The sequence below is a fragment of the Hymenobacter fodinae genome (assembly GCF_004745825.1).
In the GTDB taxonomy this organism is placed as follows: Bacteria; Bacteroidota; Bacteroidia; order Cytophagales; family Hymenobacteraceae; genus Hymenobacter; species Hymenobacter fodinae.
On record NZ_SRLA01000005.1, the window covers coordinates 363,297 to 379,315 of the forward strand.

A 16,019-nucleotide genomic window follows, 5' to 3' on the forward strand; every position below is an offset into this window, starting at 1 on the left:
GGGCAGGGAGAAAGAGGAATTACTTGATAGCGAATGTGACGGGCACGGTATAATGGACGGGTACCGTCTCCCCATTCTGCTGGCCTGGTTCAAACTTGGCCAGCCCGCTTATTACCCGTAAGGCCTCGGCATCCAGCTCAGGTGAAATACCTTTTTTTACCCTTGTGTAACGTACTTGCCCGGTTTCATCTACCACAAAAGTGATGATAACCACTCCTTTTTGCCTGCGTTTAAGTGCGGACTTAGGATATTGTATTGAGCTACCTATGTACTGTAGTAGAGCCTGGGGGCCGCCTGGGTATTCGGGCATTTTCTCTACATACTGATACTCTGAGCATGGGATAAGCGCACCGGTATCAGAATAGCATACGGCAGCTATCTTTTTACCTCGCTCCCACACTGATTTTTGGGAGATATGCCCCTCCTCATCATACGTTGTATGTTCGCTGCGCTTGCCCAGGCTAGTAGTTTCTCCGGCTTTCTTCCCGTTAGCTCGCCATTGCGTGGTAGTCACCAACGTGTCACCGGCAGATTGCCACGTGGTGGACCGTACATGTACCAGCCGTTTAGAGTTCGTATAGAACAAGCTGTCTAGCCGGTTTTGGCCAGATACTTCTGTTCGTACTACCCGGTACACCGCTTCTTCCACTTGAGCGGCTGAATCGGGGAAAGCTTGATAAAACACTGTTTTGGTCGGCTGTATTTGCGCCATACCTGAGCAGGCAGCCAAACAGAGGCCTAGGGTAATTCCTATGTGCTTCACAAAAAATAATCAGTTGTAATACGTAAAACGGGCGTTGTGCGGTAGTGAATTCACTGCCTCACAACGCCCGTTTTACGTTAGTCGCATGAACGGTCAAAAATACCGCCTACCGTATAAAATACAAGTTTAGGCCAGCGTCTTACTGACTAATTCTTCGGCTTTATCAATGGCTGCCCCTAGGCCACCTACATTCTTGCCACCAGCCGTGGCGAAGAAAGGCTGGCCGCCGCCGCCGCCTTGTATTTCCTTGGCCAGCTCGCGCACCAACTGGGAGGCGTTAAGCTTGCCGCCTTTCGCCAGCTCGTCGTCGAGCATGACAGCCAACTGAGGCTTACCATCTATTTCAGCACCAAGGATGGCCACCAGGTTGGGTACCGACTGGCGCAGGTTGAAGGCGAGGGTTTTGAGGCCATCGGCCGATGTAGCTTGCACCTGCGCGGCAATAAAATTGATGCCGCTCAGTGGTTTCACTTGGCCTACCAGCTGGTCTTTCTGCTGGTTGATGCTCTGCTGGGCGAACTGCTCGATCTGCTTGCGCAGGTTGGCAATTTCCTCGGTTTGCTTCTCGATGCTGGGAATGAGGTGCTGGGGGTTGCCCAGAGCCTCGCGCACCTGGCCTAACAGGTCTAACTGCTGATTCACGAAGGCTTCGGCAGCCTCAGCGGTTACAGCTTCAATGCGGCGTACACCCGCGCCTACCGCGCTTTCCGAGGTGATTTTGAAGAAACCAATGTCGCCGGTGGTACGCACGTGGGTGCCACCGCAGAGCTCCACCGAGAAGTCGCGGTCGAAGGTGATAACGCGCACGAACTCGCCATACTTCTCACCGAACAGCGCGGTTGCGCCTAGGGCTTTGGCTTCGTCGATGGGCACGTTGCGGCGCTCATCCAGCGGAATTTGCTGACGGATACGCTGGTTCACGATGGTTTCCACCTGGCGTAGCTGGTCGTCGGTAACCTTAGTGAAGTGGCTGAAGTCGAAGCGGAGCAGCTTTTCGTTTACCAACGAGCCTTTCTGGGCCACGTGGGTGCCCACCACCTCGCGCAGGGCGGCCTGCAGCAAGTGAGTGGCCGTGTGGTTACGGCGAATCTGGTCGCGGCGGGCATGGTCTACTTCGGCGCTAAAGTCGGCGTCCAGATCCTGGGGCAGGTCCAGCACAGTGTGCACGATGAGGTCGTTTTCCTTCTTCGTATCGAGCACGCGCACCTTGCTCAGCGGCGACACCAGATAGCCGGTATCCCCGATCTGTCCGCCCGATTCGGCGTAGAACGGCGTCTGGTCAAGCACCACCTGATACTCGGTTTTGCCTTTGCGGTCGGTGCGGCGGTAGCGCAGGATGCGGGCCGAGGCCTCCTCCTGGTCGTAGCCCACAAACACGGGCTGCTCCTCCGACTCGGTTACGATAGTCCAGTCACTCTGCTCAGCCTCCTGGGCGTTGCGGGAGCGGTTTTTCTGGGCCTCCAGCTCCTTCTTGAAGCCTTCCTCGTCCACCGTCAGGCCTTTCTCGCGGGCAATGAGGGCGGTGAGGTCTAGTGGGAAACCGAAGGTATCCGACAGTTCGAAAGCTGTTTTGCCATCAATGCGGTTGCCGTTGGCGCGGGCAGATTCTTCGAGGGCGTCGAGGCGGCGCAGGCCGTTTTCCAGCGTTTTCAGGAAGGCAATTTCCTCTTCCTCAATCACACGCTGCACAAACTGCTGCTGCTGCTTGAGCTCGGGAAAGATCGTGGCCATCTGATCGGCCAGCACGGGCACCAGCTTATAGAGGAAGGGTTGCTTCTGGTTCAGCGACGAGAAGGCATACCGCACAGCCCGGCGCAGGATGCGGCGAATCACGTAGCCGGCTTTTACGTTGCTGGGCAGTTGGCCGTCGGCAATGGTGAAGCTGATGGTCCGGATGTGGTCGGCAATTACGCGGATGGCAATGTCCGTTTTCTCGTTCTCCGTGGTAGGCTGGTCGGTTACGGTGGCGGGGGCCGTGCCGTGGTATTGCAGGCCTACCTGCGAGGCAATGAACTGGATGAGCGGCTGGAATACATCGGTGTCGTAGTTCGACTTCACGCCCGACACGGCCATCATCAAACGCTCGAAGCCCATGCCCGTATCAACGTTTTGCTGAGGCAGTTTTAGCAGCGACTTATCGGCGCGGCGCTCAAACTCCATGAACACGTTGTTCCAGATTTCAACTACCTGGGGGTGGTCGGCGTTGACCAGCTCGGCGCCGCCTTTCTGAGCTACCTCGGCTTCGTCGCGCAGGTCGATGTGGATTTCGGTGCAGGGGCCGCAGGGGCCGGTGTCGCCCATCTCCCAGAAGTTGTCCTTCTTATTGCCGGGCAGAATGCGCTCTTCAGCCACATACTGGCGCCACAGGTCCTGGGTTTCGGTGTCGGGGCCTAGGCCGTCCCCTTTGTCACCCTCAAAGTAGGTAACGTAGAGCCGGTCTTTGGGCAGCTTGTACACTTCCGTGAGCAGCTCCCAAGCCCAGGCAATGGCGTCCTTCTTAAAGTAGTCACCAAACGACCAGTTGCCGAGCATTTCGAACATGGTGTGGTGGTAGGTATCGTAGCCTACCTCTTCCAAGTCGTTGTGCTTGCCCGAGACGCGCAGACACTTTTGGGTATCAGCAATGCGCTTGAAGGGGGCGGGCTTGTTGCCAAGGAAATAGTCCTTGAATGGGGCCATGCCCGAGTTGATGAACAGCAGCGTGGGGTCGTCCTTCACTACAATGGGCGCCGAGGGCACAATGTGGTGGCCTTTGGAAGCGAAAAAATCCAGGAACTGCTGGCGGACGTGGCTGGCGGTGGGGAGTGACATGCAGGAGATATAAGACCGCGCCATAGAGCTGGCGGCGGTAGCGGTGTTGGCGACTTTGTAACTTCAGAAACCCAAATAACCGGGCCAGAAGGCATTTCTGCAAAGGTAGCCAGTTCACCCGGAAGTCGATACAACCCAACACTAGAGAGAAACCGCCACGTAGAAAGTCGACCCTCCTAGGCCACCATAACTCTGTTCTTATTGGATGAAATACACAAAAAATTTAAGGTCAGCTGGTTTTTCCGCCGTGCAAGCTGTTCCTCCTGCTGAATTACGTCGTAAGCCTTAGCTTGCATCTTTCATGAGCCAATCCAACTCAATATAGTTGGGCGAAGCTCGCCTCCTACGTGCATTTTACTTCCTTCTTATGCCTTATAAAGAGCGCGACATCGAAAAGCAGTACTTCACTATTGGTGAGGTGGCAGCCCAATTCAATGTGGCTCCTTCCCTGATTCGCTTCTGGGAAACTGAGTTTGAGGAGCTGCGCCCGCGCAAAAGCAAGAAGGGCAACCGCCTTTACACGCCCCAGGATATCGACACGTTTCGCACCATTTATCATTTGGTGAAGGAGCGCGGCTACACCATTCCCGGTGCCCGCGACATGCTCAAGCAGAAAGGCCCCCAGCTCAAGGAGAAAATCGACGTCATTCAGAGCCTGGAGAAAGTGCGCGGCTTTCTGGTGCAGATGAAGAAGGAGCTGGATGCTATTGGCAAAGCGCAACAGGGGTAAAAAATGCAGGCCGTAATATTAGTGGCAGGCAGTGGTAGCCTATTGCCCCACTTTGAGCAGCAAATGCAACGACACTTCTCGCAGGCGACTTTCCATCCGATGGCAGGCGCAGGAGAATTCGCTGCGATGCTACCATCCAATCAAAGAGTATTTTTTGAGTATTACGGCAGTATTGAACAGATCGGCTGGGATGAGGAGGAATTGGCATTCATTGAGGAGTATTTCCCCTGCTTAAGGCATGTGTATAGCCTCAGTTACTCAGGATTAGAGTTTATCAAACAAGTTCTTGTCCACATCGCAGATTCCCCCGACTTCTTGGTCGACAACGACTGTGGCACATTGCTGCCAGGGCATGAGTTTATGCTAAAGATTAAGCAAGAGCCGAACTGGCATTGGTTTGATGACGTCTAACTTAGTCTCGTGTAATTGTTATCTTCTATGTCTATTCCTCCCCTCAACGATACCCTCCTCTACGAAGTCGCCCTTACCCTATTCCCTAACATCGGGCCGCAGCTGACGCGGCAGCTGATGAGCTACGGGGGCTCGGCCAAGAACGTGCTGCACCTGCCGCCGGGCAAGCTGCGCAAGATTCCGGGCGTGGGGCCGGCCACGGTAGCCATCCTGACTGGCCTAGAGCGCACCAAGGCCCTGAAGCAGGCCGAAGACAGCCTGCGTAAAGCCGAGAAGGAAGGCGTGCAGATTCTGTTTTACACCAGCAAGCGGTTTCCGGCGCGGCTCAAGCAGCTCCCCGACGCACCCGTACTGCTCTACTACCAGGGCACTGCCGACCTCAACCACCCCAAAACAGTGGCCATTGTGGGCACCCGCCAAGCCACCGACTACGGCCGCGAGCAAACCGAAAAGCTGGTAAAAGGCTTTGCGGCCCACCGCCCGCTAGTTGTGAGCGGACTGGCCTACGGCATTGACATTGCCGCCCACCGCGCTGCGCTGCAGGAAGGGCTAGAAACTGTGGGCGTCATGGCCACTGGCCTAGACGTGCTCTACCCCGCCGCGCACCGCAAAACCGCCGAGAAGATGCTGACCCAGGGTGGTCTGCTCACCGAGTTTCCCTTCGGCACCCAACCCGACAAGTATAACTTCCCAAGCCGCAACCGGATCATTGCCGGCCTCTCTGATGGCACAGTAGTAGTGGAAGCGGCTCGTAAAGGAGGCGCCCTCATCACTGCCGACCTGGCCTTAGGCTACAACCGCGACGTGCTGGCCATACCTGGCCCGTTGGGGTCCGCGGCGTCGGAGGGTTGCCACGAGCTAATTAAGACTAACCGAGCGGCCCTCTACTCCGAACCGCAGGACTTGGAGCAGCTCCTGAATTGGGATGCAGCCTTACAGCTGAATGGCAAATTTAAAGGCCCCACCTCCTATGACGCCACCGACTTCAGCCCGGAAGAATTTCACATTGTTGAAGTGCTGCAGAGCGTTAAGGAAGAACACATAGATACTATAGCCTGGAAAACCCAGATGCCCGTTCACCAGGTAGCCACTTGCTTATTGGGTCTAGAGTTTAAAGGTGTAGTGAAAGCTTTACCAGGCAAACGCTTTGTCTTGAATTGATGTGGCCTAGCACCTCCCCTGGCTTGGTAGCTCGGACAATCACGCTTTCCTTCCTTCTTTAAACAGCCTACGCCCCCGTATTACGCCCATGACTTCAGGCTCCACGCACTTGCTTTATAATGGACAGCTGCATGCGGCCGAGGACTTCGCCTTACCGCTACCAAACCGGGGGCTATTTTTTAATGATGGTTTCTTTGAGACCTTGGTGTGGGCAGAATCTAGCCTCCGCTATTGCACTTTGCATCTGCAACGACTACACCGAGCAGCGGCCGCGCTTCGGCTGGTTCTGCCCCAGCAATTAGCTACCCCCAAAGACCTGCAGCACACGCTCGGCCAGTTAGCAGCCGCTAATGATGCGCCACTCGCGAGGCTGCGTGTACAACTCTGGCGGCGCGGCGGCGGCCTGTACGCTCCCCCCACCTCCGACTGCGAATGGCTAGCAACCTGTCAGCCGTTTTCCCCCCTCCAGAACCCGATCCACCGGGCCGACTTTGCAGAGTCGGTGCATACGCAATACTCAGCGTTTTCTTTTTGCAAGGGGCCTAATGCCCTAACCTACGTGCTGGCCGCGCGGGAGCGTGACCAGCGCCAGCTTCATGAGGTATTCCTGACCTCACCCCACGGGTATGTGGCCGAGGCCGTTTCTGCAGCCGTAGCCTGGATTAAAGAAGGAGCCATCTACTCCCCGGCTCTCAGCACCGGCTGCGTTGCCGGTGTTCGGTTGGCTCATTTGCGTACCATAAGCCAGTCGCTAGGCCTCTCCTGGCATGAGGGTGAGTACTTGCCCGCCGATTTACTGGCGGCTGAGGCTGTATTTACGGCGAATATTGCCGGAATTCGAGCGGTAGAGGAAGTTGCCGGTATCAGGTTTGTATCAGAAGTACACCCAGTGCTCCAGCAGCTACGAGCGGCAGAAGTTAGGCGTTGATCTGAACTGACCCGGCTCTTACGGATAGTATGCTGTGTAAGACGCATTTACTAATATAGATACCACTAGCCTGGTGGTACCCGTCGGCGCATGCGGCGCCAGCTTTCCTCGTACTCCTGCAAATCCGTTTCCGTCACATTATTAATGCGCATAATCTCTGCCCGGTCAACTGGATTATTGGCTATGGAGTACAAAGCAATCCAGGCCCGATGGCGAAGAGGCAACTTAGGCGCAGTGAGTGTAGGAACAGGTGCGGATGTCATGGTAGCGTATACGAAGCTACGCTATAAATTAGATTTTTGCTTGATGATTTAATTTTACCGTGGCACAATAAAATATGCCATATCTCTACTATACAGCATATTAACTATTACCATTTCATCTAAATTTCATTAAACTTTTATAAATAATGCAATTTATCCTTACTAAGTTATAAGGCTAGTTATTTACAGATGCACCCAATATGACATTTCTTAGCCTATCCTTAAAATACAGCTGATCAATAAATCTCCATACGTCTTAAAAAAAGACAAATTCAACTTACCTAACTTTTACCCGCGATGATGCTTAACAGATACGTTAACAGCATAAGATGGCTTCCTTTATACAGATTGTCCGTCGCTGATACGCCATAAACAGGTGGGCCCCAAGACCATGGTAAGTTGCGCGCAGCAACATAACACGGCCTTGGGGCCTACCTGCAGATGATACACCTCCGGACGGTGCTTTACTTACACAGCTACGGGAGCCTTAATACCAGGATGGGGCTCATAGTTCTCGAGCGTAAAATCCTCAAACTGAAACTCAAAGATGTTTTTAACGGCTGGGTTGAGGCGCATTTGGGGTAAGGGGCGCGGCTCTCGGGTAAGCTGCAAACGTGCCTGCTCCAGGTGGTTGCTGTAGAGGTGAGTGTCGCCGCCCGTCCAGATAAACTCGCCGGGCGCTAGGCCACTCACCTGAGCCAGCATGAGCGTGAGCAGGGCGTAGCTGGCAATATTGAAAGGCACCCCAAGGAACACGTCGGCGGAGCGCTGGTAGAGCTGGCACGAGAGCCGCCCATCGGCCACGTAAAACTGCACCAGCGCGTGGCAAGGCTGCAGCTTCATGAGGGGCAAATCGGCCACGTTCCAGGCTGAGATGAGGATGCGGCGCGAGTCGGGCTGCTCCCGCAGCTGGCGCACCACCTCGCTGATTTGGTCGATGGTGCCACCGTGGCCGTCGGGCCAGGCGCGCCACTGGCGGCCGTACACGGGGCCCAGCTCTCCGTTCTCATCGGCCCACTCATCCCAAATGCTCACGCCATGCTCTTTGAGGTAGGCAATATTGGTGTCGCCGCGCAGGAACCACAGCAACTCGTGGATAATGCTGCGCAGGTGCACCTTCTTGGTAGTTACCAGCGGGAAGCCGTCCTGCAGATTAAACCGCATCTGATAGCCAAATACCGAGAGCGTGCCGGTGCCGGTACGGTCAGTTTTCTGGGTGCCGTGGTCAAGAATGTGGCGAACGAGGTCGAGGTATTGGCGCATGAGGTGGTAAGCTGAAGATAACTAAGCGCGCTGCTGCCCAAAGCCGGCGGCGCGCAGTACGAAGTCAAAAGTAGGAAAAGCTGGCGGCTGCACCAGCTCTGGCTTTCAGATGGGATTAGCCCAGGCAAGCCAGGCAACCCCAGCGGCCGGGAAGTACTCTAGCCTTTTGGGCCGGGCAAAAAGCTTTTCAGAACTACTTTATAGTAGCATCTTTAGGCCATCAATAGTTATCCGATGAATATTTCTAAACCAGTGTCTGTGCTTACTGTGTTGTTGCTCTTGGCCGTGAGCAGCCACGCGCAGTCTAAAACTGGTTCTGCGCCTGCCGACCCGCCCCGCCAGCAAATGACGGTACAAGTAACCCTACCCACGGTGGTAGCCGTGCTGAGCGATTATGCTCGGGGCATCCTTTCCAGCAACCCCGACAAGCTCAAAACCCTGACGTCGAAGCGCAAGTCGCGCACCAGCAACCCCGTGGTGGAGTTCACCATTGATCTTCCGAAGGGCTGGGGCAACAAGAAGCGTGAAAACGGCGACGAAAAAAACTAATTTTCTGCGGCGCTAGGCCACCGGCCCGGACCCCGCTGTTCGCTCACTTCCCCTACTCCCTTACTCCCGCTGCTGTTCTTTCTCCCACTCTCGCTTCCCGTTGCGCCTACTCAGCTTATGAGCGTTAACACTACTATATTCTTTACCATCCCCGTCGCAATGCTGATTGTGCGGTCAATGCGGCGTTTTTTTGACCTTCCGGCCCGCTTGCCCCGCCTGAATCATGCCCTCAACTGGATTTGGGCCCCGGGGGTGGCGCTGTACGTTATTGCCTTGCTGCTGCAGTGGAAAACAGATCAGCTGGACGAGATATACCTGCTGCTGGTCTTCGGGGTGGTGTTGGTAGTGTTACTGCGGCTGCAGAATTACCGCCCGGCTCGCACGGTGCTACTAGCCATGGTGCCCTACGTGCTCTACTCAGCCATTGAGCTAGAGCTGGAGCTAACGGGGGGCGCTTTTCTGAAAGAATACGACGACGCTTTCGATACCTCGCAGGGGTTTGCTCTCATCTGGCTGTTTACCTTCATCCTGATTGCCCGCAATCAGAAGAAGCAGCTGGAGAAAGAGCGCATCCAGCGGGAAGAAGAGGAAAAAGCCAAGCGCCTGATTGAGGCCCAAAACGCCGAATTGGAGCGGTTGGTAACCGAACGCACAGCCTCCCTCACTCAGCAGGCCGAAGAGCTGCGCGAGGCCCTGACGGAGCTCCGCATTACGCAAACGCAGCTTATCCAGAGCGAGAAAATGGCTTCGCTGGGAGAACTCACGGCCGGCATTGCCCACGAAATTCAGAACCCGCTCAACTTCGTTACTAACTTTTCTGATGTCTCGGCGGAGCTGATTGAGGAGCTGGAAGAGGAACGCCTACGCCCCGACCGCGACCCGGAGTTGGAGGCCGAACTACTGGTTGACCTAAAGCAAAACCTGCAGAAAATAACCCACCACGGACAGCGGGCGGCCAGCATAGTGCGGGGCATGTTAGAACACAGCCGCGCCAGCACCGGCGAGCGTCAGCCCGTAGACCTAAACGTGCTGGCCGACGAGTACTTACGCCTGGCCTACCACGGCTTGCGCGCCAAAGACAAAACCTTCAATGCCACCCTCAATACCGATTTCGACCCGAAGTTGGGCACCGTGCAGGCCATATCTCAGGATTTGGGCCGCGTGCTGCTGAATTTGTTTACCAATGCCTTCTATGCGGTGCAGAAAAAGAAAGAGCGCTGCCCCGAGGGCTACACGCCTACCGTTAGCGTGCGCACCCTCCACCTACCCGATGGCGATGTAGAGGTGCGAGTACGCGACAACGGCACTGGCATTCCGGAGGCCGTGCAGAAAAAAATCTTTCAGCCTTTCTTCACTACCAAGCCCACTGGTGAGGGCACTGGCCTAGGCCTGTCGTTGAGCTACGACATCATCACCAAAGGCCACAATGGCACGCTTACCGTAGAAACCCAGGAGGGCGAAGGCACCGAATTCATCATCACGCTGCCCCAAACCGACGGCGCTGAAGCCCCGAAAGACTGACACCATTGGCCGCTAGCTGAGTTGCTCCCCTAGCGCAATCACTATTTTTCCTCTCCCCCGTCCTATTTCAACTAGATTTGTAGCCCGATGAAGATATTGGTTGTAGATGATGAAACCGACGTGCGCACGCTGTTTGAGCAGCGCTTCCGGCGGGAAATTCGGAGCGGGCAGTTTTCCTTCTCCTTTGCGTACTCCGGCGAGGATGCCCTAGCTTACCTGCACGACCACGCCTCGGAGGTGGTCCTGATCTTGTCCGACATCAACATGCCCGGTATGAGTGGCCTAGAGCTGCTGAAGCAGATCAAGCAGCAGTACAACGCTCCCCCTCCCATGCCGCCGCAAGTAATGATGATTACCGCCTACGGCGACGACGACAGCTATCAGCAGGCCATGCAGCTTGGCGCCAACGATTTTCTGACCAAGCCTGTTGACTTTGCGGCCCTCAAAGAAAAACTGACCTTGCTCGCGAGCCATGAAAACTAAAATATTGGTGGTAGATGATGAAGCAGACTTGGAGCTGCTCATCAAGCAGAAGTTCCGGCGTAAAATCCGGGAGAACGTGTACGAGTTTGTGTTTGCCAGCAACGGGCAGGAGGCCCTAGATACAGTGCAGGCCAACCCCGACCTAGACATCATCCTTTCCGACATCAACATGCCGGTAATGGATGGCCTGACGCTGCTGAGCAAAGTACCAGAGGCCAACCCCGTGGTGAAAACCGTGATGGTATCGGCCTACGGCGACATGGAAAACATCCGGACGGCCATGAACCGCGGGGCCTTCGACTTCGTGTGCAAGCCCGTGGACTTTCAGGATTTGGAGCTGACCATGGAGAAGACGGCTAAGCAGGTGCGCCAGCTGCGAGAAACCCTGCAGGCCATTCAGGAAAACAACATCCTTAAGATGTACGTGGACGAGACCGTGCTCAACTTCATGGGTCGGCCAGGCTTCGAGAACAAGCTTATGGCCAGCGAAACCGTGGAGGCCACCGTCGTATTCATTGACATCTGCGGGTTTACGTCGCTGTCCGAGGTGCTGGCTCCGGCCGAAGTGGTGGGTATGCTCAACACCTACTTCGACCAGATGGTGAAGGAAATAATTGCTCAGGGCGGCTACGTGGATAAGTTCATGGGCGACGCTGTTATGGCTGTATTTCGGGGCGACTACCACCTCGACCGTGCCATTGATGCCGCCCTGGCCGTGCGCACCGTAGTGCAGGCCAACGAGCACACCCTCCCCGATGGTAAACCCTATAAACCCCAGGTAAGCATCGGAGTAAATACCGGCGAGATGGTGTCGGGCAACATTGGCTCGGCCTCCCTCAAGCGCCTCGACTATACCGTTATCGGCGACACCGTGAACGTGAGCCAGCGCCTGCAATCAGCGGCCCAGCCCGGCCAGATAATCATTACGGAGGCCACCTATGAGCGTGTGAAAGAATCGTTTCAGTGTCGTCCCATCAAGGAGGTAACCCTAAAAAACAAGGTACAGCCCGTTATGATTTATGAGGTAGTGGCCTAGCCGCCTCGCTTGGCACCACTAAAAAGCCCCGCTGACTAGCGTAGTCGGCGGGGCTTTTTTAGTGGCTCGTTATGGAATTAGCCGGTCTTGGCGCAGTTGCTTAAAGAGGTCAAAGAACGAGTCTTCCGTGCGCTGGTAGGCGGTGAAGCCCCGCTGCCGGCTGTTGGCCATATCGGTCATTACCTCAATGGGCCGGCCCAGGTCTAGGTCGGTGTGCCAGGCGGATGCTAGCCGGTCTAGGTTGGGCTCGGCGAGCTGGTGACGGGTGGCAATGTCGCGCCATACGTCGGGATACTGCGCCATTTCGGCTTCCAGAGGGTAAATGGTGCCATCGAAGCCGGCAGCTTCTACACCGAACCAATCGGCAATGCGACCCCACAGCCAGCTCCACCGGAATACGTCGCCATTCACGATGTTGTAAGCCTCATTCTTGGCGGCCTCAGTGGTGGCAGCCCATACCAGCTGCTTGGCAATAATGCGGGCATCGGTAACGTCGGAAAGGCCCTCCCACTGGGCCTTGGAGCCGGGCCAACGGAACGGGCGGCCGGTTTCCTTGCAGATGCTGGCATACACGGCCAGAGTGGTGCCCAGGTTCATCTGGTTGCCCACGGCTTTGCCAATGATGGTGTGGGGCCGGTGAATGCTCCAGGTAAACCCGTCGCGCTCGGCGGCGGCATACACCTCGTCTTCCTGGGCGTAGTAGAAGTTCTCAATGGGCAGGCGCGGTTGCTCCTCACGCAGGGGAGTAGGCGGTAATACGCCTTCTTTCGCATAGGCCTCAAACGGGCCCAAATAATGCTTCAGGCCCGTTACCAGCGCCACGTGCTGCACCGAGTGTTTCGGGGCAAGCACCGTGAGTAGGTTGCGGACCATGGCGCTGTTCACCCTGATGTTCTCCGCCTCGGTGTCGTTGCGCATCCAGCTTGTGATAAACACGTGAGTTGGGGCGAGGTCTTGCAGGGCGGTTTCCAGGCCAGCAACGTCGAGCAGGTCGGCGGCTACGGGCTGGAGGCCAGGTATATCAGTGCTGGGCCGGCGGGCCAAGCCGTAGGTTGTCCAGCCGTTGGAGAGCAGCTCCTGGGCCAGGTTGCCGCCAATGATGCCGCTGGCGCCTACTACTAGGGCAATGTTGTTCATATGATTCACGGATTTTATGCAGCTGATGGAGTTGCTGCCGCTTTGCTTGCAATGGCAGCTCCCGACTGGCCTAGCGACCAGATTGGAATCAGTCTATACGCCAAACAAGCAACCAACTACCGCTTTGTTTTACGGTTGTTGGTTGCTTGTTGAGCTCTAAGACCCGAAAGTTGCGCCAGACAAAAGGCAAGCCTCACGTGGTCAGCAACATTTGGCCGACCGTTAGAAAGCCAAGTTTTCTCTATTGGGGCAGGTGCATTTTCTCATTCTGGCGGCGCAGACGCTGGCACAGCACCCGCAGAATGTTGCGTAGGACCTCGCCGCGCTCCTCCATTACATCATAGAAATCTTCCTGATCGAGGCGGAAGGCTACTACGGCGCCGTGGGCCACGGCCGAGGCTGAGCGGGGCTCCGCATCAAGCAAGGCTAACTCCCCGAAGAAGTCGCCAGAGCGGAAGGTGGCCAACTGCTGGGTGCCGCTGAAGATGTTAACCTTCCCTTCCTGCACAATAAAGAGCGAGGTGCCCAGGTCGCCCTTGGCGAAGATCTGCTCGCCGTCGTGGAAGGCCACTTCCTTCATAATGGGCACGATGCTGCTGAGCACATTTTCGGGGGTTTCCGCGAATAGGGCGGTATTTTTCAGGAGGGCAACCCGCTCCGTAGCCGAGATGCGGGACGTGGTGGCGTGGTGGCTCATGAGCAGAGAAAGTAAGTGAGGATGGGCGGCCAGCAGGTGCTGGTAGTCTTCGGGGGCATCGTGGGCAAACCGGCTTAGCACGGCTACGGCACTTTGCTGAATAAGCGGATTAGCGCTGTGCAACAGGGGCAGCACCTGGCCCACCGTGTAGGGCGTGGGGCGCCACTGCTCCAGCGCCATGCTGATAGTCCAGTCAGTGTAGGCCACTTCACCCCGCTCAATAATGCCAGGTACGAGCGAGGAACCGCCACCCGAGGGCCCGAGTACCGCATCGAAGCGGCGCACCTTCTCGGCCACCGGCACAACATCGAGCAAGGTTTGCAGGCCTTGGTAGAGCGGCCTAGGAATCAGGTTGTCAAGCATTTCGAGGGCATTGGCCTGCCGCTCCCGGGCGGCGTGGGCCACGCCCCGCTGGGCATCGGCAATGATTTGGGGCGGATACAGTTGCAGCAGTAGCCCAAACAGGCGCTGCTGCACCCGGGTAAGCTCATACTCCAGGCTGGTAATCAACGCCTGGTTGGCAGTAGCCGCCTGGCCTAGCAGTAGTTGGTGCGCTAAGCGCATTTCCTCCTGCACCAGCCCCTGAAAGATGGGTGCCTCAGCGGGCACGGGCTCGAAGTTTCGTAGGGCGCGCAGGGCAGCCTCGCGCCGAAACAGGTTTGGCTGCCGAGCCAGTTCTACCAGGGCCTGCCGGCTTGCGGGCTGCAGTACGTGCCCGCAGAGCTGGGCCACGCGCCGGATTAGGGCTTCATCGGCGCTGGTGCGCAGGGTATTGATGAGCTCCGGCAGCGCAGCAGCCCCAAGTTGCAGGAGTTGGTCGGTGGCGTGGGGCCGGGTAGCTTTATCAGTTAAGCCCATAATCAGGGCTTGAATTGCGCCCGAATTGGGGATTACGGCGGTGCCTAGGCTACTGGCAGTGGCCGAGTCATTTGCGGATGCGAAAGGATCGGCTACGGGTGCAAACCGGCGGCTTACGGCGTGCTGCAGCTCAGCCAGGTAGTGGCCGTAGGTGCGGTAAAGCAGAATCAGCGCCAGCAACGCCAGCAGCCCCATCCACCCAAAGGTAAGCGGCTCACTCAGCTCAGGCTGATTATGAAATGCAAACAGCAGCAAGCCGGCCAGGGCCATACCCAAGGGTTCGTATACGCCCTTGGCCAGGGTGTGGGCCTGCAGGCGCTCGGTGGCGGGCAATGGCTGGAATAGAATTAGAAAAACCGGATCGAACACGGCCCGGCGCAGCACCTCCAAAGCCAGAAACAGCCCGCAGAAATACAGCATCAGACTGTCGGCGGAGCCGGTGTTTTGCAGAATTCCGTACAGGCCTAGGCCTACCAGCACCGTGCCGGGCAGCGCCAGCAGCGTGCCCCGGAAGCCTACCCTATCCAGCGTTTGGCTGGTGAGCAGGAGCTTGAATACCAAGGCAAGCAAGTACGTCAGGGCCAGCACGCTGCCCACGTAGCGCATCACCACCGACTGATCGTGAAAGCGGTGCTTGACGTTGACAAAAAAGGAAAACTCAATGCCCGTGGTAACGGCCGCAATAGCCAGCATACTCAAGCACATGGCTAGCACTAAACGGCTGCTGCCAAACCAGCGCTGCAGGCCCGGCGTTACGGCTATGGTGCGCTGAGCGCGGGCGGCAGAGCGGGCCTCTACGGTGTGTAGGCGCCCGGTGGCTTGCAGCACCAGCAAGGCTCCCATATAGGCCCCAAAGGCCGTGAGCAGCAGCCACAGCAGCTCGGTATGATGGTGAATAAGAATAGCCAGCACGGCCCCAAGGGCCTTGGCGGGCATGTCGCCGGAGCTGATGACGCTGAACAGACGGCGGCTCTGGCGCACATCAAACACCACCGCCGACACACCCCAGAACTCCAGGTTGGTGAGCAGGTAGATGATGCGGTAGCCGGCCATGATGGCTATAGCCGCCGCTACCGATTGGCCTACGGCTACCAGCACGCCCAGCACCCCAGTCAGGGCCACCACCGCCAGCAGCACCCGCACGGCCACGCGCTGCAGCCCCAGGTGGTGCTCATAATGCGCGTACACCTTACCGGCCCCAATCATTAGTAGGGCCGCCACCCCGTAGGCTAGGGGCAGGTTGCGCTCGGGGTTGTTTTCCAGCAGAATTACGTTGGCCGATACGTAGACCAGAATGGTGCCGATGCCCAGCAGGAAGTTGTGCAGGAAGAACAGCCCCACCGTACGCCCCTCATCCGGCCGAATGCCCAGCAATTGTTGCCAGCGCTCAAGTAGTGTCATTCTTGGT

The 16,019-nt window shown here is 56.8% G+C and carries 14 protein-coding genes; 8 read left to right on the top strand and 6 right to left on the bottom strand.

Annotated elements, in window-relative coordinates; genetic code table 11:
• Positions 1-19 precede the first annotated feature (19 nt).
• Entirely contained in the window at positions 20-712 is a 693-nt protein-coding gene (locus EU556_RS21910; protein ID WP_135436307.1) for an energy transducer TonB, read from the bottom strand.
• 177 nt (positions 713-889) lie between these two features.
• Positions 890-3,574 (bottom strand): alanine--tRNA ligase, encoded by a 2,685-nt coding sequence (gene alaS / locus EU556_RS21915; protein ID WP_135436308.1) that lies wholly within the window; start codon positions 3,572-3,574, stop codon positions 890-892.
• 367 nt (positions 3,575-3,941) lie between these two features.
• Between alaS and EU556_RS21920 the strand changes: the two genes are divergently transcribed.
• The 4 genes from EU556_RS21920 to EU556_RS21935 all read left to right on the top strand — a co-directional run bounded on the left by EU556_RS21920 (position 3,942) and on the right by EU556_RS21935 (position 6,804).
• Positions 3,942-4,304, top strand: coding sequence for a MerR family transcriptional regulator (locus tag EU556_RS21920; protein ID WP_135436309.1), 363 nt, complete (start codon positions 3,942-3,944; stop codon positions 4,302-4,304).
• A gap of 63 nt (positions 4,305-4,367) precedes the next feature.
• Positions 4,368-4,715 carry a hypothetical protein gene (locus tag EU556_RS21925; protein ID WP_135436310.1) on the top strand — a complete coding sequence of 116 codons (348 nt, stop codon included), beginning with the start codon at positions 4,368-4,370 and terminating at the stop codon, positions 4,713-4,715.
• A gap of 27 nt (positions 4,716-4,742) precedes the next feature.
• The gene (gene dprA, locus EU556_RS21930) at positions 4,743-5,876 is read left to right on the top strand and encodes a DNA-processing protein DprA (protein ID WP_135436311.1); all 1,134 of its coding nucleotides are present in this window, start codon (positions 4,743-4,745) and stop codon (positions 5,874-5,876) included.
• 88 nt (positions 5,877-5,964) lie between these two features.
• On the top strand, positions 5,965-6,804 hold the full coding sequence (locus tag EU556_RS21935; protein ID WP_135436312.1) for an aminotransferase class IV: 840 nt from the start codon (positions 5,965-5,967) through the stop codon (positions 6,802-6,804).
• A 65-nt stretch (positions 6,805-6,869) separates the two neighbouring features.
• On the opposite strand, the gene EU556_RS26185 is transcribed toward EU556_RS21935, so the two are convergent.
• The gene (locus EU556_RS26185; protein ID WP_167855681.1) at positions 6,870-7,067 is read right to left on the bottom strand and encodes a hypothetical protein; all 198 of its coding nucleotides are present in this window, start codon (positions 7,065-7,067) and stop codon (positions 6,870-6,872) included.
• A gap of 468 nt (positions 7,068-7,535) precedes the next feature.
• Positions 7,536-8,330 carry a thymidylate synthase gene (locus tag EU556_RS21940; protein ID WP_135436313.1) on the bottom strand — a complete coding sequence of 265 codons (795 nt, stop codon included), beginning with the start codon at positions 8,328-8,330 and terminating at the stop codon, positions 7,536-7,538.
• A gap of 252 nt (positions 8,331-8,582) precedes the next feature.
• Here EU556_RS21940 and EU556_RS21945 point away from each other — a divergent pair, with 252 nt between their 5' ends.
• The 4 genes from EU556_RS21945 (at position 8,583) to EU556_RS21960 (ending at position 11,919) form a co-directional block, all read left to right on the top strand.
• Positions 8,583-8,879, top strand: coding sequence for a hypothetical protein (locus EU556_RS21945; RefSeq protein WP_210116348.1), 297 nt, complete (start codon positions 8,583-8,585; stop codon positions 8,877-8,879).
• Between the two features lie 117 nt (positions 8,880-8,996).
• Positions 8,997-10,400, top strand: coding sequence for a sensor histidine kinase (locus tag EU556_RS21950; protein ID WP_245327826.1), 1,404 nt, complete (start codon positions 8,997-8,999; stop codon positions 10,398-10,400).
• An 87-nt stretch (positions 10,401-10,487) separates the two neighbouring features.
• Positions 10,488-10,883, top strand: a complete 396-nt coding sequence (locus EU556_RS21955) for a response regulator (protein WP_135436315.1) — start codon at positions 10,488-10,490, stop codon at positions 10,881-10,883.
• Entirely contained in the window at positions 10,873-11,919 is a 1,047-nt protein-coding gene (locus EU556_RS21960) for an adenylate/guanylate cyclase domain-containing protein (protein WP_135436316.1), read from the top strand. The genes EU556_RS21955 and EU556_RS21960 overlap by 11 nt, the downstream gene beginning before the upstream one ends.
• 69 nt (positions 11,920-11,988) lie before the next feature.
• Here EU556_RS21960 and EU556_RS21965 read toward each other — a convergent pair whose 3' ends face one another.
• Positions 11,989-13,056, bottom strand: coding sequence for an SDR family oxidoreductase (locus EU556_RS21965; RefSeq protein WP_135436317.1), 1,068 nt, complete (start codon positions 13,054-13,056; stop codon positions 11,989-11,991).
• Between the two features lie 241 nt (positions 13,057-13,297).
• Complete coding sequence (locus tag EU556_RS21970; protein WP_135436318.1) at positions 13,298-16,012, bottom strand: cyclic nucleotide-binding domain-containing protein; 2,715 nt, start codon at positions 16,010-16,012, stop codon at positions 13,298-13,300.
• Positions 16,013-16,019 lie beyond the last annotated feature (7 nt).